We start from the raw sequence: 21,921 nt of genomic DNA, 5'->3' as shown, positions 1-21,921 counted from the left end.
ATGCTCGTGAAGATCAAACGAGTCAGAGTTACCCCCATCGCCTTCCGCGATGCGCCGCTGCTCAATGCCAGCGGTATCCACGAACCCTTTGCGTTGCGCTCGATCATCGAGGTGGAGAGCGACAACGGCTACATCGGCCTGGGTGAGAGCTACGGCGACGCGCCGGTCCTGGCGGTACTGCAGGCCATGCAGGACAGCCTGGTCGGGCTGGACGCCTTCGACCTCAACGGCCTGCGTGCCCGCGTCATCCAGACCGTGGCCCGCCTCGGACCGGCCGAAGCCGGTGCGGAACTCGCACCGGGTTCCCATCCCAGCAAGCAGGTGGCCAACGCCTATTCCGCTTTCGAGGTCGCCTTCCTCGATCTGCAGGCACGCTCGCTGAACCTGCCCTTGGTGGACCTGCTGGGCGGTGCCATTCGTACCGAAGTACCCTTCAGCGCCTACCTCTTCTTCAAGTACGCCAAGCACATCGACGCGCCCTACGCGCCGGACTCCTGGGGCGAAGCCCTCAGCGAGGAGCAGATCGTTGCCCAGGCCGCACGGATGATCGAAGCCCACGGTTTCAAGAGCATCAAGCTGAAGGCCGGAGCTCTGCCGCCCGAGCATGAAGTGGCTTGCATCAAGGCGCTGAAAAAGGCCTTCCCCGATCACCCGCTGCGTATCGACCCGAACGGCAACTGGTCGCTGGAAACCGCGCTGCGCATGGCCGAGCTGCTGGGCGACGACTTGCAGTATTACGAAGACCCGACCCCCGGCCTCGACGGCATGGCCGAACTGCATGAGCGCACCGGCATGCAGCTGGCCACCAACATGGTGGTCACGGACTTCGACGAGTTCCGTCGCAGCGTGGCTCTGAACAGCGTGCAGATCGTCCTTGCTGACCACCACTACTGGGGTGGCCTGCGTGACACCCAGGCGCTGGCGCGGATGTGCGACACCTTCGGACTTGGCCTGTCGATGCACTCCAACTCGCACCTCGGCATCAGCCTCATGGCCATGGCCCACGTGGCGGCATCCGTGCCCAATCTCACCTACGCCTGCGATACGCATTACCCGTGGCAGGAGGAGGACGAGGAGGTCATCAAGGGCGGCAAGCTGCCGATCCAGGATGGTTGTGTACGGATCACCCGTAAACCGGGCCTGGGCGTGGAATTGGATCAGGATCAGTTGGCCAAGCTCCACGAGCAATACCTCTCCATCGACATCCGAAGTCGTGACGACGCGCGGCAGATGCGCAAATACGACCCGGCCTGGACAATCAGGAAGCCGAGGTTCTGACCCCGTCCGCTGCCTGCGGAATGCAACATGACACTCGCGCGGCAAACCCGCGCGGGCTCTTCGACAAGAACAATTCAGAGAGAAGAACCATGGGCGAAGTACTGAAACAAACCCGTGTGCGTTACCTGGTCCTGTTCATGCTGTTCCTGGTGACCACGATCAACTATGCCGACCGCGCGACCATTTCCATCGCCGGTTCCACCATGCAGAAAGAGCTCGGCATCGACGCCGTCATGCTCGGCTACATCTTCTCCGCTTTCGGCTGGGCCTATGTGCTCGGCCAGATCCCCGGCGGCTGGCTGCTCGACCGCTTTGGCTCCAAGCGCGTCTACGCAGTGAGCATCTTCACCTGGTCGTTGTTCACCCTCATGCAGGGCTTCGTGGATACGCTGCCGGTAGCCTGGACCGTCGTCACGCTGTTCATGCTGCGCTTCCTGGTGGGCTTCGCCGAGGCGCCGTCCTTCCCCGGTAATGCGCGCATCGTCGCGGCCTGGTTCCCCACGGCCGAGCGCGGTACTGCATCGGCCGTATTCAACTCCGCCCAGTACTTCGCCACGGTGCTCTTCGCCCCGCTGATGGGCTGGATCGTCCACAGCTTCGGCTGGGAGCACGTGTTCATCGTCATGGGGGTGATCGGCATCCTGTTCTCCGCGGTCTGGCTGAAGTTCATCTTCAACCCGAAGGAACACCCGCTGGCCAACAAGGCCGAGATCGACCACATCGCCGCCAACGGCGCTCTGGTGGACATGGATCAGAACCGCAAGCTGCCGGGCAACGGGCCGAAGTGGGAGCACATCAAGCAGCTGGTGGGAAGCCGCATGATGGCCGGTATCTACCTGGGCCAGTTCTGCATCAACGCCATCACCTACTTCTTCCTCACCTGGTTCCCGGTGTACCTGGTGCAGGAGCGCGGCATGACCATTCTCAAGGCCGGCATCATCGCCTCCTTGCCGGCCATCTGCGGCTTCATCGGCGGCGTGCTGGGTGGCGTGCTGTCCGACTGGATGCTGCGTCGCGGCCATTCCCTCAGCGTGGCGCGCAAGACGCCGATCGTCTGCGGGATGCTGTTGTCGATGAGCATGATCCTCTGCAACTACGTAGATGCTGACTGGATGGTCGTGGGCTTCATGGCCCTGGCCTTCTTCGGTAAAGGCATCGGCGCCCTCGGCTGGGCAGTGATGTCGGACACCTCGCCCAAGCAGATCGCCGGCCTGTCCGGGGGCATTTTCAACACCTGCGGCAACCTGTCTTCGATCACCACGCCCATCGTCATCGGCTACATCATCGCCGCCACCGGCTCCTTCAAGTGGGCCCTGGTGTTCGTGGGCGTCAACGCCTTCATGGCGGCGTTCAGCTACCTGTTCATCGTCGGCGAGATCAAGCGCGTAGAGCTCAAGGGTGCAAAGACTGACGCCGAGGGTCCGGCAGCCGCTACCGAAGCGCCTGCCGCGACTCCGGCCCGTTAATTCGTAGAAGGACAAGGCAATGACTCAACAGAATCTTCACCAGGGCGCGCCGCGCATCACCGAACTGCAGGTGGTGCCCGTGGCCGGCCAGGACAGCATGCTGCTCAACCTCAGCGGCGCCCATGGCCCGTACTTCACCCGCAACGTGGTGATCCTCAAGGACAACGCCGGCCACGTCGGCGTAGGCGAAGTGCCCGGCGGCGAAGCCATTCGCCAGACCCTGGAGGATGCCCGCGCCTTGCTGGTGGGGCAGTCCATCGGCAACTACCAGAGCCTGCTCAACCAGGTGCGCCAGGCCTTCGCCGACCGCGACTCCGGCGGCCGCGGCCTGCAGACCTTCGACCTGCGCATTGCCATCCATGCGGTCACCGCGCTGGAGTCCGCACTACTCGACCTGCTCGGTCAGCACCTGGAAGTGCCGGTGGCGGCCCTGCTCGGTGAAGGCCAGCAGCGCGACGAAGTAGAGATGCTCGGCTACCTGTTCTACGTCGGCGACCGCAACAAGACCGACCTCGACTATCGCAGCGAAGCCGATGCCGACGACGCCTGGTTCCGCCTACGCAACGAGGAGGCGCTGACCCCGGAAACGGTGGTGCGCCTGGCCGAGGCGGCCCATGCCCGCTACGGCTTCAACGACTTCAAGCTCAAGGGCGGCGTGCTGCGCGGTGAAGAGGAAATCGAAGCGGTAACCGCGCTGGCCGAGCGCTTCCCCGAAGCGCGCATCACCCTCGACCCGAACGGCGCCTGGTCGCTGAAGCAGGCCATCGCCCTGTGCCGCGACCAGCACCACGTGCTGGCTTACGCCGAGGACCCGTGCGGCGCCGAGAACGGCTACTCCGGCCGCGAGGTGATGGCCGAGTTCCGCCGTGCCACCGGCCTGCCCACCGCCACCAACATGATCGCCACCGACTGGCGCCAGATGGGCCATGCCATCTCCCTGCAGTCTGTGGATATCCCGCTGGCCGATCCGCACTTCTGGACCATGCAGGGATCGGTTCGGGTGGCGCAGATGTGCAACGACTGGGGGCTGACCTGGGGCTCGCACTCCAACAACCATTTCGACATCTCCCTGGCGATGTTCACCCATGTCGCCGCGGCGGCGCCGGGCAAAGTCACCGCCATCGACACCCACTGGATCTGGCAGGACGGCCAGCGCCTGACCAAGGAACCCCTGCGCATCAAGGGCGGCAAGGTCGCGGTGCCACAAAAGCCGGGCCTGGGTGTCGAACTGGATATGGACGAACTGGCCAAGGCCCACGCGCTCTACAAGGCCAAGGGCCTGGGCGCGCGGGACGACGCCATCGCCATGCAGTACCTGGTGCCGAACTGGGGCTTCGACAACAAGCGTCCCTGCCTGGTGCGCTAGCCGGGATGTGGGAGCAATTTCAATCGCGAATGAATTCGCTCCCACAAATGTAGGGTGGATATCGCTCTTCATATCCACCATCGCCGCCGATCCCACCTCCGATGGTGGATCGGTGAAGCGTGATCCACCCTACGCATCGTTCACCGCCGTGAAACCAGAACAACAACGGAGTCAGCCATGCAGTTGATCCAACACCAGGACTCTCCCCGCCATGTGCGCCTGCACCCGGATGACAACGTCGCCATCGTCATCAACGAGCAGGGCGTGGCCGAAGGCGGTCAGTTCCCCGATGGCCTGGTCACCCGTGAAGCCATTCCCCAGAGCCACAAGGTCACCCTGGTCGACATCCCCGCCGGTGGCGCCGTGCTGCGCTACGGCACCGTCATCGGCCATGCGCTGCGTGAGATTCCCCGTGGCAGTTGGGTGCGCGAGGAACTGCTGAGCATTCCCGAAGCCCCGGGTCTGGACCACCTGCCCATGGCCACCGCCGTACCGCCGCCGATGGCTGAGCTTCCTGGCTACACCTTCGAAGGCTTCCGCAACCCGGACGGCAGCGTTGGCACCCGCAACATCCTTGGCGTCACCACCACGGTGCAGTGCGTCACCGGAGTGCTGGACCACTGCGTCGAGCGCGTGCGCAAGGAAATCCTGCCGAAGTACCCGAATGTCGACGACGTGATCGCCCTGACCCACAGCTACGGCTGCGGTGTGGCGATCAACGCACCGGATGCGGTCATCCCGATCCGCACCCTGCATAACATCGCGCGCAACCCTAACCTGGGCGGTCAGGCGCTGGTGATCGGCCTCGGCTGCGAGAAGCTGCAGGCCGAGCAACTGATGCCCGGTGATGAACTCACCGCCGGGCAGGATGAGGAAGCCTGGCTGTTCCGCCTGCAGGATTCCGCCAGCGGCTTTGCCGGAATGGTCGAGCAGATCATGGGCATGATCGAAGACCGCCTGAAGATTCTCGACCAGCGCCGCCGGGAAACCTGCCCGGCCTCGGAGCTGGTGCTGGGCATGCAGTGCGGCGGCAGCGATGCCTTCTCCGGCGTCACCGCCAACCCCGCCCTGGGCGTCGCCTCCGACCTGCTGGTGCGTGCCGGCGCCACCGTGATGTTCTCGGAGAACACCGAAGTACGCGACGGCATCCACCTGCTCACCCCGCGCGCGGCGACTCCCGAAGTGGCCCAGGCGCTGGTGCGCGAGATGGAGTGGTACGACCGCTACCTGGCCCGTGGCATGGCTGATCGCAGCGCCAACACCACACCCGGCAACAAGAAGGGCGGTCTGAACAACATCGTCGAAAAGGCCATGGGCTCCATCGCCAAATCCGGCAACAGCGCCATCGCCGGCGTCGTCGCGCCGGGTGAGCGCGTGCGCGGCAAGGGCCTGCAGTATTGTGCGACCCCGGCCAGCGACTTCGTCTGCGGCACCCTGCAATTGGCGGCGGGCATGAATCTGCACGTGTTCACCACCGGTCGCGGCACGCCTTATGGGCTGTCCATGGTGCCGGTGATCAAGGTCTCGACCCGTACCCAACTGGCCGAACGCTGGCCTGACCTGATCGACGTCGATGCCGGGCGCATCACGTCCGGGCGCGTGACCCTGGAAGAAATGGGCTGGGAACTGTTCCGCTACTACCTGGATGTGGCCAGCGGCAAGGAACACACCTGGGCGGAGAAGCATCGGCTGCACAACGATCTGACGCTGTTCAATCCTGCTCCCGTAACCTGAGTCGGCAAATCATTCGAGGAATACAGGATGGAACCCAAGATCCTCCACGTCGGCCCGCTGACAGAACGCTTCAACCAGCGGCTGGCCGACGACCACGAAGTGGTACAGCTGTGGCATCAGGCTGACGCCCTGGCCTATCTCGACGAGCACGGCGACCAGTTCGATGTCGTGGTCACCTCGGCCCGTTTCGGTTGTTCGGCCGCCGTGCTCGAGCACCTGCCTAACGTGCGCGCCATCTGCAGTTTCGGGGTCGGCTACGACGCCATCGCGGTCGACGTGGCGCGTCGCCGAGGCATTCAGGTCAGCTACACGCCGGATGTGCTCAACGATTGCGTCGCCGACCTGGCCATGGGGTTGCTCATCGATTGTTCGCGGCGCATCAGCGCATCGGATCGTTTCGTGCGCGCCGGAAGCTGGCCCGCCGGCAACTTCCCGCTGGCACGCAAGGTCAGCGGCAAGCGGCTGGGCATTGTCGGCTTGGGGCGCATCGGCAAGGACGTGGCCCGTCGCGCCGGCGGTTTCGACATGCAGGTGCGCTACCACAATCGCCGCCCGGACGCCGACAGCCCCTACGGCTTCGAGTCGGATTTGCTGGCGCTGGCGCGCTGGGCGGACTTCCTGGTACTGACCTGTCCCGGTGGCGCGGCAACCCATCACCTGATCTCGGCAGAAGTGCTCGACGCCCTGGGGCCGGAGGGCATCCTGATAAACGTTGCCCGTGGATCGGTGGTGGATGAGCAGGCGCTGGTGGCAGCCCTCACTGAAGGCCGTTTGGGCGGCGCCGGGCTGGATGTATTCGAGGCCGAGCCGCGTGTACCTGAAGTGCTGTTCACCCTGGACAACGTGGTGCTGGCGCCGCACATCGGCAGCGGCACCGCAGAGACTCGTCTGCAGATGGAAGAACTGGTGTTCGCCAATCTGCAGGCTTTCCTCGACAAGGGCGAGGTGCTGACCCCGGTGGTCTGACCTGCCCCATCCAATAGCGGTGGTCGCGTCGGCCGACCCCACTATGCGAGGCGTCGCCACAAGCGGTGCTTCGATTCCTCCCCACGAATTTGAGCTGCGAAATGGCAGCGACGGCGCACCACGAGTGCGCCGATTTTTTTGCTCAACCTGCGCGAACTGCTTTCGTAGGTTGGTGCCGAGCGCAGCGAGGCCCAACGATCGGCGTTGACCGGGACTCCGCTGCGTTGGGCTTCGTACCTCTGCCCAACCTACGAGGTGGGCACGTGCTTAGAACTGATAACTCAGCGTCGCCGTGACGTTGCGCTTCTCGCCGAAGTAGCAGAAGTCGAGGCTGTAGCAGGACGCCACGTAGTCCTCGTCCAGCAGGTTGTTGGCGTTCAGGCTGAGGTCCAGCCCCTGCATGCCCAGCTTGCCGAGGTCGTAACCGATGAGGGCATCGACCAGGGTGTAGGAGGGCACGTGCAGGGTGTTCTCCTTGTCCGCCCAGGTCTTGCCGACGTAGCGCACGCCGAGGCCAGTGCGCAGGCCATCCAGGGCGCCCGCATTGAAGTTGTAGTCACCCCAGATGGAAGCCATGTGCTTGGGCGCCTGGTTCGGCGTGTTGCCCTGGTTGCCATCCAGTGCCTTGGCGTAGGTGATGTCGGTGTAGGTATAGCTGGCCAGGACCTTGAAGTTCTCGGTGACCTGAGTGTGGGCTTCCAGTTCGATACCCTTGGAGCGCACTTTGCCAACCGAGGTGTAGAAGTTGTCCTGGGGCAGCTTGGAGGCGACGTTCTCCTGGGTGATGTGGAACACCGAGGCGGTGTACATGCTGGCGCTGCCTTCCGGCTGGAACTTCAGGCCGGCCTCCCACTGCTTGCCTTCGGTGGGCTCCAGGGCCTTGCCGGACGCATCGGAGTAGGCGTTCGGGTTGAACGACTCGGAGTAGCTGATGTAGGGCGCAATGCCGTTCTCGAAGAGATAGAGCACGCCGGCGCGGCCGGTGAATTTGCTCCACTGCTCGTCGTTCTTGGTGTGCGCGGTGCGGTTCTCGTCGGAGACGTCTACCCAGTCCTGGCGCATGCCGAGGGAGAAGCGCCACTGGTCCACATCGATCAGGTCCTGCATGTACAGGCCAGTCTGTTCCAGGCGGCGGGTGTGGTTGTCTTCGGAGAGGAAGCTCAGGCTCTCGTTGCCGTATACCGGATCGAAGGCGTTGAGCGGCGTGGAGACACCGGACGTCCAGTCCACGCGGGTTTTGCGCTTCTGGTAGTCGAGGCCGGTGAGCAGTGTGTGATGGGCACTGCCCCAGTCGAATTCAGCCTGCACCATGTTGTCGATGATGTAGGCCGTCAGTTCCTCGCTGGCGCCCGTGAAGTAGCGGTTCAGTTCGTTGCTTTCAGGGGCGGTCCACTGGTAGCCGTAGACCTGCGACAGGTCGACGTCCGAGCTCAGGTAGCGAAAGTTCTGTCGGGCAGTCCAGACATCGTTGAGGCGATGCTCCAGCTGATAGCCGAACATGCGCTGGGTGCGGTCGAAGTCGTCCAGGCCCGGTTCGCCATCGAAAAACTCGCGGCTGATGCGATTGCCGTTGTGCTGGAACAGGCTGCCGTCGGCCGGCACGCCGCTGTGGTAGCCGCCATTCGGGTCGTGCTGCAGGTAGCCCTGCAGAGTCAGGGTGGTGTCTTCGCTGAAGTCGATGGCGAGTGTCGGAGCGATGGCGTAGCGCTCCTCCTTGGTGTGGTCGAACTGGGTATCGCCGCCCTTGCCCAGGCCCACCAGGCGGTAAGCGATGCGTTTCTCTTCATCCAGCGGACCGCTGAAGTCGAAGCCCACGCCTTTCTGATTCATGTTGCCCACCGTGGCCTGCACCTGGTGGTAATCCTCGTACAGCGGTTTCTTGCTGGTCAGCGCCACCAGGCCGCCCGGCAGGCTACGACCGTAGAGCACGGAGGACGGGCCCTTGAGCACATCGATGCGCTCGAGGAAGTACGGGTCCACCTGCATCGAACTGAAGGTGCCGCTGTCGCCCATGGTCTTCAGTCCGTCGAGGTAGACGTTGTCGACGCTGTTGTCGGCGAAGCCGCGCATCACGATGTAGTCATAGCGGTTCGAAGCCCCCACCTGGCCGGTGAAGATGCCGGGGGTGTAGCGCATGGATTGCTGGACGGTCTTGGAGCCTTGGTCGTCGATCTGCTCGCGGGTGATCACCGACACGCTCTGCGAGGTTTCCATCAGCGACTTGCTGGTCTTGGTGGCGATCTGGCTGTGGGTGGCCAGGTAGCCGTCCTCGCTGCCCAGGGCGTTACCCAGTGCGAACACCTGGGTGCTGGGTACTTCCAGCGCACTACCGGCCGGAATCTCACGCAGTACGAAGCTGCCGCCACCGAGGTTCTCGGCCTGCAACGAGGTGCCTTCGAGCAGCCGCGCCAGACCGGCTTGCACCGACCAGGTGCCTGCCAGGCCGCGGGTCTTCAGGCCACGGGTCTGCTCCGGCGTGGCGGAGAGATTGATGCCCGCCTCGCGCGCGAAGCGGTTCAGCGCCTCATTGAGGGCCCCGGCGGGGATGGCGTAGCTGCGGCTGGCAACGGCGGCGGCTTCGTCGGCGATGGCTGCGCAGGGCAGCAGTGGCGCGGCCAGGGCGGCGGACAGCAGGGCGCCACGAATGGCGAGGGCAAGGTGGGAAGCGCGAGGTGCGGTCATGAAAACGTCCGTGGGGATCGGCAAAGGTTAATGGGATTCATTCCCTTTGCCGGGGCAGGCGGAAAAAACCGCCAAAAAAAATCGAATTCGTTAGGCAGAATCTTGTGGAAGCACAAGGCTTCAAACCCTCGCCTCCACCGTCACCCACCACCGCGTGCGGTAGTGCAGCTCCACCGGCAGCGTGCGCGGCAGCAACGTCAGCAGCCTGTCGGTGTCTTCCAGGCGGAAGACGCCGGACAGGCGCAGGTCGGCGATCGCCTCGGCGCAGGCGAGGCGGCCATGGCGATAGCGGCCCACTTCCGCGAGGAAGTCCGCCAGGCGCATGTCGCGGGTGACGATCAGCCCGTCGACCCACGCGCCGGCTTCCATGTCCAGTTGCTGGACCGGTCGAACGATTTCGTGCGTGACGTCGAAGCTCTGGCCGGCTTCGATGACTTGTTTCGACAGCCCACGGGACGGGGTCAGTGCCACGCTGCCCTGCAATACGCTGAGTCGCGAAGCCGTCTTGCCCTGGCGCAACACGAAACGCGCGGCGTTGGTTTCCACCTGGGCATGGGCGGTGCGGACGCGCATCGGTGTGGGCTGGATAGCGCTGCTGAGGAGGATCTCGCCCCGGCGCAGCTCGATCAGCCGCTGCCGGGAGTCGAAGCGGATATCCACGGCCGAATCGGTATTCAGTTGCAGCTGGCTGCCATCGCCGAGCGCCAGGCCGCGCCGTTCACCGGTCGCGGTGGCCAGGTCGGCGGTCAGGCGCTCCCACGGGGTAATGTCGCGGGTCAGCCACAGGGCGGCGCCCCCGACTGCGGCACCGGACAGCAGTTTGAGTGCCTGGCGCCGACGCAAACCGGCGCGGGCGTTGTCCAGCAGCAGGCCGGTTCCGGGCATGGCCATGCCGAGCTCATGGTCGAGTTGCTGCACCCGTTGCCAAGCGAGTTCGTGGTCAGCGTCCTGCCCGCGCCAGTGCTCGCAGGCCTTCTGCAGTTCCGCATCGCCATTGCCGCGCAGTCGCATCATCCAGTGGATGGCCTGGCGCACCACCTGTTCGTTGGGGCCGGTGATCCGGCTGTGGCCGCTCACTCCTCGAACCTCAGCAGGTAGCAGTGGTACAGGGCATCAGCCACGTAGCGCTCCACCGAGCGCAGGGAAATGCCCATCTGCGCCGCGACTTCCTTGTGGGTGAGGCCTTCGCATTGCGCCAGCAGGAAAGCGGTGCGTGCTTTGGGTTTGAGACGGTCGAGCATCAGCGCGATGCGCTCCAGCAGTTCGAGGATCAGTTTGCGATCCTCGGGGGAGGGCGCCTCGGCCTCGGGCAGTTGCGCCAGTGCTTCCAGGTAGGCGCGCTCCAGTTCTTCGCGGCGCCAGTGGTCGATCACCAGCCCTCGCGCCACGGTACGCAGAAAGGCGCGCGGGGTACGCAATTCAAAGCTCTCACCCTTGCCCAGCAGGCGCAGGAAAGTGTCCTGGGCCAGGTCCGCGGCATCGGCGGCATTGCCCAGCTTGCTGCGCAGCCAGTTCTTCAGCCAGCCGTGATGCTCGCTGTACAGCGCCTGGAGGGTGACATGGGGAGAGGACATGAAGGGCACCGCGATATGCGATAACAAATGAAAATTAATCGCATTTTCATGATGCGCCTCGGCTTTTGCAACAGCGGTCGTAGGTCTTGCCTGATGCAGCTGTCGGAATACAGCGCGTTTGTAGGAGCGAGCTCTGCTCGCGAAGGCGTTCGCGAGCAAGCTCGCTCCTACCGCCTGAATCTTGCTAGCGATACCAGCGCGGTGTGTACACCCAATCCTCGCCATTGCCCTTCGGCACGCGGCGGGTCAGCGACGAGCCGATGATCACCAGGGTGCGCATGTCCACCTGCTCCGGCGTCAGCTCGCCGAGGCTGGTGAGGGTGAGCTTCTCCGCCGGGCGCCCGACATCACGGCCCAGCACCACCACCGTTTCCGGGCGGCGATGGCGGGCGACGATTTCCAGCGCGCGGCCGAGCTGCCAGGGACGGGCGCGGGAAATGGGGTTGTAGAAGGCCATGGCCAGGTCGGCGGCGGCGGCGTGGTCGAGGCGGTCCTCGATCACCTCCCAGGGCTTGAGGTTGTCCGACAGGGAAATCAGGCAGAAGTCATGGCCTAGCGGAGCGCCAGCCTTGGCGGCGGTGGCCAGTGCGGCAGAAACACCAGGGAACACCTGCAACTCGACTTGCAGCCACTCGGGATCGCGGGATTCATCCAGCGCCTCCAGCACGGCCGCGGCCATGGCGAACACGCCGGGATCGCCGGACGACACCACCACCACGCGGCGACCGCTCGCTGCCAGCTCGAAGGCATGGCGGGCGCGCTGGAGCTCTTCGCGGTTGTCGGTGCAGTGCGCCACCTGGTCAGCGCGCAGTGGGCCGGCCATGCGGATGTAGGTTTCGTAGCCGAGCAGGTCCTCGGCTTCGTCCAGTGCCTGGCGCACGGCGGGCACCATGAACTCGGCGGCACCGGGGCCGAGGCCGACCACCGTGAGGCGGCCACGAGGCTGGCCGATCAGCGCCGGGTCCACGGGCTCGGCCGCGAGGTAGAGGCGAATGCCATGGGCTTGCCGGTGCAAGGGCGGCAGTCCGGTTTCATCGCGGACGAAGCGCAGGGGCACGCGGAGGGCGGCAGCAGTTGCAGCCAGGTCGGCATCGATCATCCGTGAGCGGTCAGCCACCAGGCAGACCAGTGACAGCTCCGCCAACCCGGCATCGGCGAGCAGCAGGCGAACAGCCTCCGCGTCTGCCGTACCGTCGATGCGGGCGATTGCCGTGCGAGGGTGGATCAACAATTCATGACGTTCGGCTGCGCGCGCCTCGGCGGTGACGTGAATGACCCGTTGCGCCTCATCCGCGAGGGGCAGGCGAACCTCGTCCAGCCAGGGCACCGTACCCTGCACGCGTACCGTTTCGCCGCCCAGCAGGTCGGAAACGAAGCGCTTGCCCTGTTCGATATCGGCCAGCGCATAACCCGTTGGCGGGTCCAGCAGGCAGGTACCGAAGCGCAGTTCGCCGCTGGTGGTGATGGCCGGCGCCACGTCCAGTGTCACGGCGATTTCCCGGGCCATGCGATTCACCCCGCCAAGGCCGCCAAGCAGCGGAACCACGGCGCTGCCATCCTCAGCCACCACCAGTACCGGAGGCTCGGCGCTCTTGCTTGCCAGCAGCGGTGCCAGGGTGCGGATGACAATGCCAGCGGCGCACAGCGCAATGATCGGCGTGTCGGTGCGATAGAGCTCGCGCAAGGTTTCGCCGAACTCGGCGTAGCTCGCGTCGGCACCCTCGACACGCCCGGCGAGACCGAGCACGCGTGCCTGTGGATAAAGCGCCTGGATGCGTCTCGCGACGGGCAGGCCGCCATTGCCGAGGAGGACGATGGCCGGGGCGTTGTACTGTTCCATCACCCCCTCCACTTCTGACCAGGGATGACGATCATCGAGAAGTAGGGCGAGGCCATAGGGTCGACTTCATCCAGCGGCACGATGCGTTGGTTGGCCATGGTCGCGCGCTCCACGTAATGGGCGCGGCTGGCGATGCCGAGGTCCTGCAGCACCCGGCGCACCTTGTCGAAGTTGCGCCCGAGTTTCATCACCACGGCCGCTTCGGCGTCCTCCAGCCGTGCCTTGAGTTCGTCCTCCGGCAGCACGCCGGAGAGCACGGAAAGACTCTGGTTGCGGTACACCAGCGGCACGCCGAGCACCGCCGCGCTGCCCAGCATGGAGCAGACGCCGGGCACCACTTCCACCTCGTAGCGCTCGGCCAGGCGGTCGTGCAGGTACATGTAGGAACCGTAGAAGAAGGGGTCGCCTTCGCAGATCACCGCGACGTCACGACCGGCTTCCAGGTGCTGGGCGACCTGTTCGGCAGCGGTGTCGTAGAAGTCGCTGATCACGGTCTCGTAGGACAGCGGCGGCTCCAGCTTTTCGGTGGTCACCGGGTATACCAGCGGCATGCGCTGCTGGGTGTCGGCAAGGTGCTGCTCGATGATGCCGAAGGCGTTGCCACCCTGGCCCTGATTGGCCTTCGCCTTGGCCACGAAGTAGCCCACGACGGGCGCCGATTGCAGCAGGCGCAGCGCCTTGAGGGTAATCAGTTCCGGGTCGCCGGGGCCTACGCCAAGGCCGATCAGCCGTCCTTTACCGGTCATCACTCCACCTCCGTGGCCAGTGCGTTGACCGCCGCTGCCGCCATGGCGCTACCGCCGCGACGGCCACGCACGATCACATAGGGCACGCCGCGACTGTCGGCGGCGAGCATGTCCTTGGATTCCGCCGCACCGACGAAGCCCACCGGGAAACCGAGAATCAGCGCTGGTTTCGGTGCGCCGGCATCGAGCATTTCCAACAGGTAGAAAAGTGCGGTGGGGGCGTTGCCGATCACCACGACGCTGCCTTCCAGGTGTTCGCGCCAGTGCTCCAGGGCGACTGCCGAGCGGGTGTTGCCCAGCTCGCGGGCCAGCTCCGGCACGCCGGGATCGTTGAGGGTGCAGATGACCTTGTTGTCCGCCGGCAGGCGGGCGCGGGTGATGCCCTCTGCCACCATGCGCGCATCGCAGAGGATTGGCGCACCGGCTGCGATGGCGGCGCGGCCGGCGGCTCCGGCTCCGGGGGAGAAGCGCAGGTCTTCCACCACGTCGACCATGCCGCAGGCGTGAATCGCGCGCACCGCGAGTTTCTCCAGGTCGGCGGGAATGCCGGCGAGGTTGGCCTCGGCGCGGATGATGGAGAAGGAATTGCGATAGATCTCCTGACCATCGCGGATGTACTCGATCATGGGGTGGAACTCCAGGTGTCAGGAGAGGCGGCCAGGCGTTCGCCGGCCTCTTGGATGCTGATGTCACGCGACAGCAAGCGGCCGAAGCCGGCACCGCCGCGCTCGAAAAGGTCGTAACGGCCGGGGGCGACGGCCAGCAGTGTGAAGGGCGCCACATGAGCCGAGGCGCAGGAGCGCGGGCAACCGCTGAGATGAACCACCGCATCAGCCGGCAGCAGGGGCGCCAGGGCCAGTGCATCGGACTTGGTATCCGCCAGGCCCTTGGCGCAACCGGCTGAACCGGTGCAAGCGACCAGGCGCGCCAGCGGGGCAGTCGCATCGGTGACCAGGCCGAGGTCGCCCATGGCCTGCAGGACCGTTTCGGGATCGCGGACATTGGGCAGCAGCACCGATTGCCAAGGCGTCAGGCGCAGGCTGCTGTCGCCCAGGCTGTCGGCGAGATCGGCCAGCGCCTTGAGTTGCGTGGCATCCAGTCGGCCGAGTACGGGCGCGCCACCCACGTGGCGACCATAGCGAATGCCGAGATGGGCGAAGGGCTGCGGGGCGGGGCGGTGCCAGTCACCCGCGGGCAGCAGGGGGACGTCCAGCCGTTGTTGCAAGCGCAGCAGCAAGTCGCCTTCCGGGTACACGGCGAGCAGGTGGCGCATGCGCGTCTGATCGGGTGTCGCCAGTTCAAGGAAAAGGTCCAGCAGGGCTTCCACCAGAGCGGGTACCTGTTCGCGCGCTACGGCGGCCAGGGCAGCGACGTCATCCTTAGATTGCGGCGGACAGCCCCCCAGACCGAAGGCGAATGGCGCGTGCTCGCCGGAACCCATCGCCGAGAGCCAGAGATCGTGGGGGTGCTCAAGCATCGCCATCGACTCGCCGCCATCCAGCAGCAGGGCGAACTTCGGCGACAGGGCATGGAAGTGCTGCTTGTCCTGCAGCAGCGCAAGAATCCGCTCGGCCAGGGGCGAGATATCCACAAGGGCGGATGGGTCGAGGCCGGCGAGTGGACTGACCATCAGGTTGCGCACATCGTCGGCGCCGGGGGAATCGGCACCCAGGCGTGCAGCGAGCAAGGCATCGATCAGCGCCTGCTCGGCGCCGGCTTTCACACCACGAATCTGCAGGTTGGCGCGATTGGTGGCTTCGATCACGCCGCCGGCATGCTGGCTTGCGGCTGTCGCGACCGCGCGGGCCTGCTCGGCATCCAGGCGGCCGCAGGGCAGTTTGATCCGGCAGATGCCGCCGTCCTTCGCCTGGACGATACGCAGCATCCCCGGGCATGCCGAGGGACGGACGGATGGCGCTGTGGGCTGGGCGTGTTTCACTCAGGTCACCATGGTTGGCGTCGCGGCGACCCGGTTCCCTGATTCAGGGACAACGTTGCATCGATACACCCCGCTCGATGCGTACACACGCGACTGGTTTCACCGGCAGGTCTCCTGGCTGGCAGGTCGTCATCCACTGCGGCCTTCCCGGGTTTCCCCAGTGACCTCGATTGCATGGACTCGCTGCTTACAGTTGCGGGGGCAGCCACGGTTTGTCCGTGTTCCCTTTAAGCCGGAGCGACTGTGCGCCGCGCCGGCAACCGATGAAGGGCGCTATTATGCCCGCTTTGCCCGGACCTATGAAAAGGCTGCCTGTCGGGAGCTGAATGTCTGTGGCGTTTTTCGGAATCGAGGACAGCGAATGCAGCCCTGGCTGACAGTGGTGGGGATAGGTGAAGACGGCTACGCAGGCCTGGGCAAGGCTGCGCGCCATGCCTTGCTGGGGGCCGTTGAAGTGGTCGGCGGACCGCGCCAACTCGACCTGCTGCCGCGTTGCATCAGCGCCCGCCGCAGTCCCTGGCCAAGCCCCTTCTCCCTGGCGCCCGTCCTGGAAAAGCGCGGCACGCCGATCTGCGTGCTGGCCAGCGGCGACCCCATGCTGTTCGGTGTCGGCGCCAGCCTTGCGCGGCAGGTCGCGGTGGAAGAAATGCAGGTGATTCCGGCGCCGTCGTCCTACTCCCTGGCGGCCGCCCGGCTGGGCTGGCCGCTGCAGGAGGTGACCCTGCTTTCCGTTGTCGCCCGTCCGCTGGCGGCGCTCAATGCCCACCTGCACGAGGGTGCCCGCCTGCTGGTGCTGAGCAACGATGGCCGCAGCCCGGCAGCCATCGCCAGCCTGTTGGTCGAGGTGGGCTATGGCCCCAGCCGCCTGGTGGTCCTGGAGCATCTTGGTGGTGAACGTGAGCGCCACCTCGATGGCATCGCCAGCGACTGGTCCCTCGATGAGGTTGCTGCGCTCAATCTGGTCGCCCTCGAAATCCGTTCCGGCGAAGGCACACGCTCGCTGCCGTTGACCACCGGCCTACCCGACGACGCCTATCGCCACGACGGGCAGCTCACCAAGCGTGACGTCCGCGCCATCACCCTGGCGCGCCTGGCGCCGCGCCCCGGCGAAATGCTCTGGGATGTGGGCGCCGGTTGCGGTTCCATCGGCATCGAGTGGATGCGCGCGCACCCGAGCTGTCGCGCCATCGCCATCGAAGCCAACGAAGGCCGCCAGGCGCATATCCGTCACAACCGCGACGCCCTCGGCGTACCCGGCTTGCAACTGGTGGCGGGCCAGGCCCCGCTGGCGCTGGAAGGCCTGCCGGAGCCGGATGCCATCTTCATCGGCGGTGGCGTCACCGAACCCGGCGTGCTCGCCACCTGCTGGAGCCAGCTCAAACCGGGCGGCCGCCTGATCGCCAACGCCGTCACCCTGCAGAGCGAAGCCACACTGGTGGCCTTCCGTGAAAACCACGGCGGCGAGCTCACCCGCATCGCCATTGCCCAGGCCCAGCCGCTGGGCGGCTTCGATACCTGGCGCTCGGCGCTGCCGATCACGTTGCTGGAAGTGGTGAAGCCTGGCGACGACGTGGCGCAACGATGAAACGCATCCTCCTGCTGGGCGGCGTCACCGAAGCGCTCGCTGTGGCGCGCCGCCTCGGTCCCGAGCATGTCTACAGCCTCGCTGGCCTCGGCAAGGTGCCGGATGACCTCCCCTGCCAGGTGCGTGTGGGCGGTTATGGCGGCGTGGATGGGCTGGCCCGCTACATTGCGGAAGAGGGCATCGATCTGCTGGTCGATGCCACCCATCCCTACGCCGCGCAGATCAGCCGGAACGGCTCGGCTGCCGCCGAAATAGCGGGTGTTGCCTGTTGGGCGCTGCGGCGTCCAGGCTGGCAGGCAGGCCCTGAAGATGACTGGCGCGAAATCGCCGACTGGGCCGGGCTGATCGATGCCCTGAAGGATTTTCGTCGCCCGTTCTTCACCCTCGGCCGCGAGCCGCTGGAACACATGCACGAGATCCCCGCGCAGCAGCACTGGACCGTGCGCTGCCTGCAAGGGCAGCCAGCAGGACCTCGTTACGAGGTGATAGGCGCGCGCGGTCCATTCAGCCTCGAAGGCGAGCGCGAGTTGTTCGCGCGGCTGCAAAGCGATGTGCTGATCAGCAAGAACAGCGGCAGCCAGTCCACCGAACCCAAGTTGCAGGTGGCCCGCGAGCTGGGGCTGCCGGTACTGATCCTCAAACGCCCCGACCTGCCTGTCGTGGCCCGTGAGTTCGACTCCGTTGAGGGGCTCTGGCAGGCCCTCGCCACCTACCTGGAAACACCATGACCGCATCACCCTACGCCCGCGTGCTGTTCGCCGGGCCGGACCTTGTCGAAGGTTCCTTTGCCGAGCTCTTTCGCCGCCAGCTAGTGGCCCTGCGTGGTGAGTCGGCACTGGCCGATATCGTCGACACCGCTTCCGGTTACGACGCCCTGTGGCAGGTGGCGCAGGGAAGCCCGCGCCCGCTGCTGGTGATCGATCTCGAACCGCAATCCTCGGCCCAGCACCTGGATTGGCTGCGCAGTGAGCTGGCTGCTCTGGAGGGGCCCGAACAGGTCTTCGTCGCCAGCCTGCTCGGCCAATTCGACAGCGATCCCGCCCGCGCCGCCTGTACGCTGATCGAGCGCCGTGAACTGCATCTGGATTGTGTGAATGTGCCGGCGCTACCGGAGAGTCATTCCTGGTCCTGCATCCCGCCCCATGCCCGGCGCCTGCTGCTGTGCAATGGCCCGCGCTGCACCCGTCGAGGCGCCTTGCCCTTGTGGAAGAAGCTGCGCGAAACCCTCAAGGCTGCCGGCAAGCTGGAATGCGAAGGTGGCGTGCACATCACCCGCACCCAGTGCCAGTTCCCTTGCGACGAGGGCCCCTCCGCCAGCCTCTATCCGGAAGGGGAGTGGTACCGCATTCGGGATGAAGAAGAGGTGCTGCGTTGGGTGCAGGAGCGGATCGTGGAGGAGCGGCAAGTGCCGGAGATGTTGATGAAGGCGTGACCGGGCGACTTCGTAGGATGGGTGGAGTGAAACGATACCCATCGACTCACAGCTCGGAAATCCCCCGGTACTCTGCGCCCAATTCCTCCGCCAGCTTCTTCGCCCGCCCCAGTCGAATCGGTCCGCTTTCGATATCCACCAGCAGCGTCGGGCAACCCGGTGGCTGCAATGACGACCAGTCCTTCAATCGCCCATCGGTGAGCACCAGCAGACGCTGTTCTTCGGTCGGCTTTTGCCGCTGCCGCCGGGCCAGCCAATGGGCGGATTGCTGAAGCGCTTCGATGATGGGCGTGCCGCCCCCGGCGCCGAGTTCGGCGAGCCAGTGATGCAGGGCGGGAGAGGCTTTCTGGCCCTGCCAGAGCCACTGGGGTTGGCGGCCGGTGGCGTGGAGCACGGCGAGGCGCACACGTTGGCGGTAGGCCGTTTCGAAGACGCCGGCCAACAGTCCTTTGGCCTGGGCCAGGGCGCCGTGGCGGCGGGTTGACGCTGAGGCATCCACGACCACCAGCCAGAGCTGGTCAGGGCGCTGGCTGCGTGGAGCGCGGATCAGATCGGCGGCTTTGCGCGGGCGGCCACGCAGCAGGGTCGGCAGCCACTGGATGATGCCGTCCGATCCTGTGCGGCGGGCGCCGCTGCGGCCGTTGCCGAGAGTGCCGGGTCTGGGCCTGGCACCCGCCCCTGTGACCGTGCGCGGGCGGATGCTCAGGGCTTTTTTGGCCAGCGCGGCAGTTCGCGCCGCTCTCCCATGGGCACTGCCTGGGCAGGCAGTTCGCCCCACTGACCTTCGCCGATGGAAGACTCGGGCTGCGAGCCGGTGGGCTGGGACTGCGGCGGCTGCGCGGCGGCTGGCGGCGTGTGGGTACGACGATGGGCCAGGGCGAAGTGTTCGACGGCGTCGATGTCCTCGGCCTCGATCTGGCTGGCGCCGCGCCAGGCGGCATGCGCACGTGCGGCGCGCAGCCAGACCAGATCGGCACGCAGGCCGTCGACACCGGCGGCGAAACAGCGCCGGGCGATCTCGTCCAGGGCTGTGTCGTCCAGTGGAATGCCGGGCAGGCGCGTACGGGCATCCTGGCAACGTTGGGCCAGGGCCTGTTGCTCGCCACTCCACTGGGCGATGAAGGCGTGCGGATCGGCATCGAAGGCGAGGCGGCGGCGAACGATCTCGGCGCGTTCGGCAGGCTGCGGCTGGCCGTTCTGCAGCACCTTGAGGCCGAAGCGGTCGAGCAGTTGCGGGCGCAGTTCGCCTTCCTCGGGGTTCATGGTGCCGATCAGAACGAAACGCGCCGGATGGCGGTGGGAGATGCCGTCACGCTCCACCTGATTCACGCCGCTGGCGGCCACGTCCAGCAGCAGGTCCACCAGGTGGTCGGGCAGCAGGTTCACTTCGTCCACATAGAGCACGCCGCCGTGGGCCTTCGCCAGCACGCCGGGAGAGAAGCGCGCACGGCCTTCGCCGAGGGCGGCGTCCAGGTCCAGGGTGCCGACGATGCGTTCTTCGCTGGCGCCCAGGGGCAGGGTGACGAAGAGGGCGTCCGGCAGCAGGTCGGCGATGCCCCGGGCCAGAGTGGACTTGGCCATGCCGCGCGGGCCTTCGATCAACACGCCGCCGATGGCCGGGTCGATGGCGGCAAGGTAGAGCGCGAGTTTCAGCTCGTCGGAACCGACCACTGCGCTCAGGGGGAAATGGGGAATATCGGTCATGGCTGTGTCCTGCAGTGCCTGGCGGGCATGGTAGCGAAAGCCTGGGGCAGCCGATAGAAATCAGTGATTGAACGCTGCGCGGCGATGCAGTAGGTTAGCCAACATTCGCTTTGGAGATTGTCATGCCGCACCTTGCTTCCACTTCGCTCATCGCTCGCCCGGCCAAGGCCCAGGCGCGTGTGCGTGTGGCCGCTGCGGTTAGCTATTTCTATGGGTATTGGTTTAGCCACGGGCTAGCCTGATACCCAATCAGGCGGCCCACTCCAGCAGGGTCGCCACCGAAGCTCCACGAAACCCCCGGTCGGCAACCCGACCGGGGGTTTTTGTTTTCCGGCCCACAAGGCCAAACACATGAAATTCGAGGATCGCACCATGATCAGCTATCGCACCTATCAGACCTATTACCGCAACTCCGACTGGCGATTTAGCCGCGCAGGCTCCGCACAGACACCGTTGAATCGAACACCCAGATAGCGCCACGCGCGGATCGATCCGCGCCGGCTGAGGACGCCAGTCATGAACTCTTCCGTTTCCGTTCTGCCCACCGCTGTACAGCCGCTCCATGCCATTGCGCTGGAAGCTGCCCTTTCTCCATCGCGCAGCACCCGCCCGCTGCCCACCCCCGTCGAGTTGCGCCAGCGCCTGCCGCTGAGTCCAGCCATCGCCCGTCAGATCAACGCTCAGCGTGAAGCCGTGCGCGCCGTGCTGGATGGCGACGATTCGCGCCTGTTGGTGGTGGTCGGCCCCTGTTCCATCCACGATCCGGAATCCGCCCTCGACTACGCCCGGCGCCTCGCCGCCCTGGCGCCTGAAGTCAGCGACCAGTTGCTGCTGGTGATGCGTGCCTACGTCGAGAAGCCGCGTACCACCGTGGGCTGGAAGGGCCTGGTCTACGATCCGCATCTGGATGGCAGTGGCGACATGGCGGAAGGCCTGGCACTGAGCCGTCGACTGATGCTGGAAATGGCTGAGCTGGGCCTGCCGGTTGCTACCGAGCTGCTGCAACCGCTGGTGGCGAGCTACCTGGATGACCTGCTGAGCTGGGCTGCCATTGGCGCGCGCACCAGTGAGTCACAGATACACCGCGAGATGGTCAGCGGCCTGGATCTGCCGGTGGGCTTCAAGAACGGAACCGATGGCAGCCTCGGCATCGCCACCGATGCCATGCGCTCAGCCGCCCACGCCCACCAGCATTTCGGCATCGACGCCGAGGGCCGTCCGGCGCTGGTGCAGACCGCTGGCAATGCAGATACCCACCTGGTGCTGCGTGGCGGCCACAAGGGGCCGAACCATGATGCGGCCAGCGTGCAGGCGGCTCGCGAAGGACTTGAGAAGCTCGGTATCGCGCCGCGCATCCTGGTCGATTGCAGTCATGCCAACAGTGGCAAGGACCCGCTGCGCCAGCCAGCGGTACTGGAAGACGTGATCGTCCAGCGCCTGGCCGGACAGAACGCCCTTCGCGGGGTGATGATCGAGAGCCACCTGTTCGATGGTGCGCAGTCGCTGTCCTGCGAATTGCGCTACGGGGTTTCGATTACCGATGGCTGCCTGGGCTGGAAGGGCACCGAGGCCATCCTCCGCGAAGCTGCGGCCCGTTTGCGGTCATAAC

Annotated in this window: 18 protein-coding genes and 1 riboswitch; of the genes, 9 read left to right on the top strand and 9 right to left on the bottom strand. The window is 65.7% G+C overall.

All coding sequences use genetic code 11. The features are described 5' to 3' along the window. Window positions 1–6: 6 nt before the first annotated feature. From E8E95_RS17855 to E8E95_RS17835, 5 genes are all read left to right on the top strand, one after another. On the top strand, window positions 7–1,278 hold the full coding sequence (locus tag E8E95_RS17855; protein ID WP_280352388.1) for a glucarate dehydratase family protein: 1,272 nt from the start codon (window positions 7–9) through the stop codon (window positions 1,276–1,278). Window positions 1,279–1,367: 89 nt separating this feature from the next. Continuing rightward, on the top strand, window positions 1,368–2,744 hold the full coding sequence (locus E8E95_RS17850) for an MFS transporter (RefSeq protein ID WP_280352386.1): 1,377 nt from the start codon (window positions 1,368–1,370) through the stop codon (window positions 2,742–2,744). A 19-nt stretch (window positions 2,745–2,763) separates the two neighbouring features. After that, window positions 2,764–4,110 carry a glucarate dehydratase gene (gudD, locus tag E8E95_RS17845; protein WP_280352384.1) on the top strand — a complete coding sequence of 449 codons (1,347 nt, stop codon included), beginning with the start codon at window positions 2,764–2,766 and terminating at the stop codon, window positions 4,108–4,110. 177 nt (window positions 4,111–4,287) lie between these two features. Continuing rightward, entirely contained in the window at window positions 4,288–5,844 is a 1,557-nt protein-coding gene (gene garD / locus E8E95_RS17840; protein ID WP_280352382.1) for a galactarate dehydratase, read from the top strand. A 27-nt stretch (window positions 5,845–5,871) separates the two neighbouring features. Continuing rightward, window positions 5,872–6,810 (top strand): 2-hydroxyacid dehydrogenase, encoded by a 939-nt coding sequence (locus E8E95_RS17835; protein ID WP_280352380.1) that lies wholly within the window; start codon window positions 5,872–5,874, stop codon window positions 6,808–6,810. Between the two features lie 267 nt (window positions 6,811–7,077). Here the strand turns inward: E8E95_RS17835 and E8E95_RS17830 are convergent, their stop codons facing one another. The 7 genes from E8E95_RS17830 to cobG all read right to left on the bottom strand — a co-directional run bounded on the left by E8E95_RS17830 (window position 7,078) and on the right by cobG (window position 15,591). Beyond that, entirely contained in the window at window positions 7,078–9,492 is a 2,415-nt protein-coding gene (locus E8E95_RS17830) for a TonB-dependent siderophore receptor (RefSeq protein ID WP_280352379.1), read from the bottom strand. A 120-nt stretch (window positions 9,493–9,612) separates the two neighbouring features. Beyond that, a complete protein-coding gene (locus E8E95_RS17825) occupies window positions 9,613–10,569 on the bottom strand; it encodes a FecR family protein (RefSeq protein ID WP_280352377.1) in 957 nt (318 codons plus the stop codon). Then, window positions 10,566–11,066: a sigma-70 family RNA polymerase sigma factor gene (locus E8E95_RS17820; protein WP_280352375.1), complete on the bottom strand. Its 501-nt coding sequence runs from the start codon at window positions 11,064–11,066 to the stop codon at window positions 10,566–10,568. Before E8E95_RS17820 ends, E8E95_RS17825 begins: the two co-directional genes overlap by 4 nt. Window positions 11,067–11,250: 184 nt before the next feature. Beyond that, a complete protein-coding gene (gene cobJ, locus E8E95_RS17815) occupies window positions 11,251–12,906 on the bottom strand; it encodes a precorrin-3B C(17)-methyltransferase (RefSeq protein WP_280352373.1) in 1,656 nt (551 codons plus the stop codon). After that, entirely contained in the window at window positions 12,906–13,652 is a 747-nt protein-coding gene (locus E8E95_RS17810; protein ID WP_280352371.1) for a precorrin-2 C(20)-methyltransferase, read from the bottom strand. Before E8E95_RS17810 ends, cobJ begins: the two co-directional genes overlap by 1 nt. After that, the gene (locus E8E95_RS17805; RefSeq protein ID WP_280352370.1) at window positions 13,652–14,278 is read right to left on the bottom strand and encodes a precorrin-8X methylmutase; all 627 of its coding nucleotides are present in this window, start codon (window positions 14,276–14,278) and stop codon (window positions 13,652–13,654) included. The genes E8E95_RS17810 and E8E95_RS17805 overlap by 1 nt, the downstream gene beginning before the upstream one ends. After that, complete coding sequence (gene cobG / locus E8E95_RS17800; RefSeq protein WP_280352367.1) at window positions 14,275–15,591, bottom strand: precorrin-3B synthase; 1,317 nt, start codon at window positions 15,589–15,591, stop codon at window positions 14,275–14,277. The genes E8E95_RS17805 and cobG overlap by 4 nt, the downstream gene beginning before the upstream one ends. A gap of 86 nt (window positions 15,592–15,677) precedes the next feature. Continuing rightward, a riboswitch (cobalamin riboswitch) is annotated at window positions 15,678–15,871 on the bottom strand. 81 nt (window positions 15,872–15,952) lie between these two features. On the opposite strand from cobG, the gene cbiE reads away from it, so the two are divergent. From cbiE to E8E95_RS17785, 3 genes are read left to right on the top strand one after another with little or no spacing between them, the layout of a single operon-like run. Then, window positions 15,953–17,176 (top strand): precorrin-6y C5,15-methyltransferase (decarboxylating) subunit CbiE, encoded by a 1,224-nt coding sequence (gene cbiE / locus E8E95_RS17795; protein ID WP_280352364.1) that lies wholly within the window; start codon window positions 15,953–15,955, stop codon window positions 17,174–17,176. Then, window positions 17,173–17,904, top strand: a complete 732-nt coding sequence (locus E8E95_RS17790) for a cobalt-precorrin-6A reductase (RefSeq protein WP_280352362.1) — start codon at window positions 17,173–17,175, stop codon at window positions 17,902–17,904. The genes cbiE and E8E95_RS17790 overlap by 4 nt, the downstream gene beginning before the upstream one ends. Then, on the top strand, window positions 17,901–18,608 hold the full coding sequence (locus tag E8E95_RS17785; RefSeq protein WP_280352360.1) for a (2Fe-2S) ferredoxin domain-containing protein: 708 nt from the start codon (window positions 17,901–17,903) through the stop codon (window positions 18,606–18,608). Before E8E95_RS17790 ends, E8E95_RS17785 begins: the two co-directional genes overlap by 4 nt. Window positions 18,609–18,654: 46 nt before the next feature. Here E8E95_RS17785 and E8E95_RS17780 read toward each other — a convergent pair whose 3' ends face one another. Continuing rightward, the gene (locus E8E95_RS17780; protein WP_280352425.1) at window positions 18,655–19,329 is read right to left on the bottom strand and encodes a VWA domain-containing protein; all 675 of its coding nucleotides are present in this window, start codon (window positions 19,327–19,329) and stop codon (window positions 18,655–18,657) included. Next, window positions 19,311–20,312, bottom strand: a complete 1,002-nt coding sequence (locus E8E95_RS17775) for an AAA family ATPase (RefSeq protein ID WP_280352358.1) — start codon at window positions 20,310–20,312, stop codon at window positions 19,311–19,313. The genes E8E95_RS17780 and E8E95_RS17775 overlap by 19 nt, the downstream gene beginning before the upstream one ends. Window positions 20,313–20,828: 516 nt before the next feature. Between E8E95_RS17775 and E8E95_RS17770 the strand changes: the two genes are divergently transcribed. Beyond that, on the top strand, window positions 20,829–21,920 hold the full coding sequence (locus E8E95_RS17770; RefSeq protein ID WP_280352356.1) for a 3-deoxy-7-phosphoheptulonate synthase: 1,092 nt from the start codon (window positions 20,829–20,831) through the stop codon (window positions 21,918–21,920). Window position 21,921 lies beyond the last annotated feature (1 nt).

It is taken from the genome of Pseudomonas sp. BN414, from assembly GCF_029871275.1.
Taxonomy (GTDB): domain Bacteria; phylum Pseudomonadota; class Gammaproteobacteria; order Pseudomonadales; family Pseudomonadaceae; genus Metapseudomonas; species Metapseudomonas resinovorans_C.
Note: the sequence above shows the minus strand (reverse complement) of the source record. Positions and strands in the feature narration are given on the sequence as shown.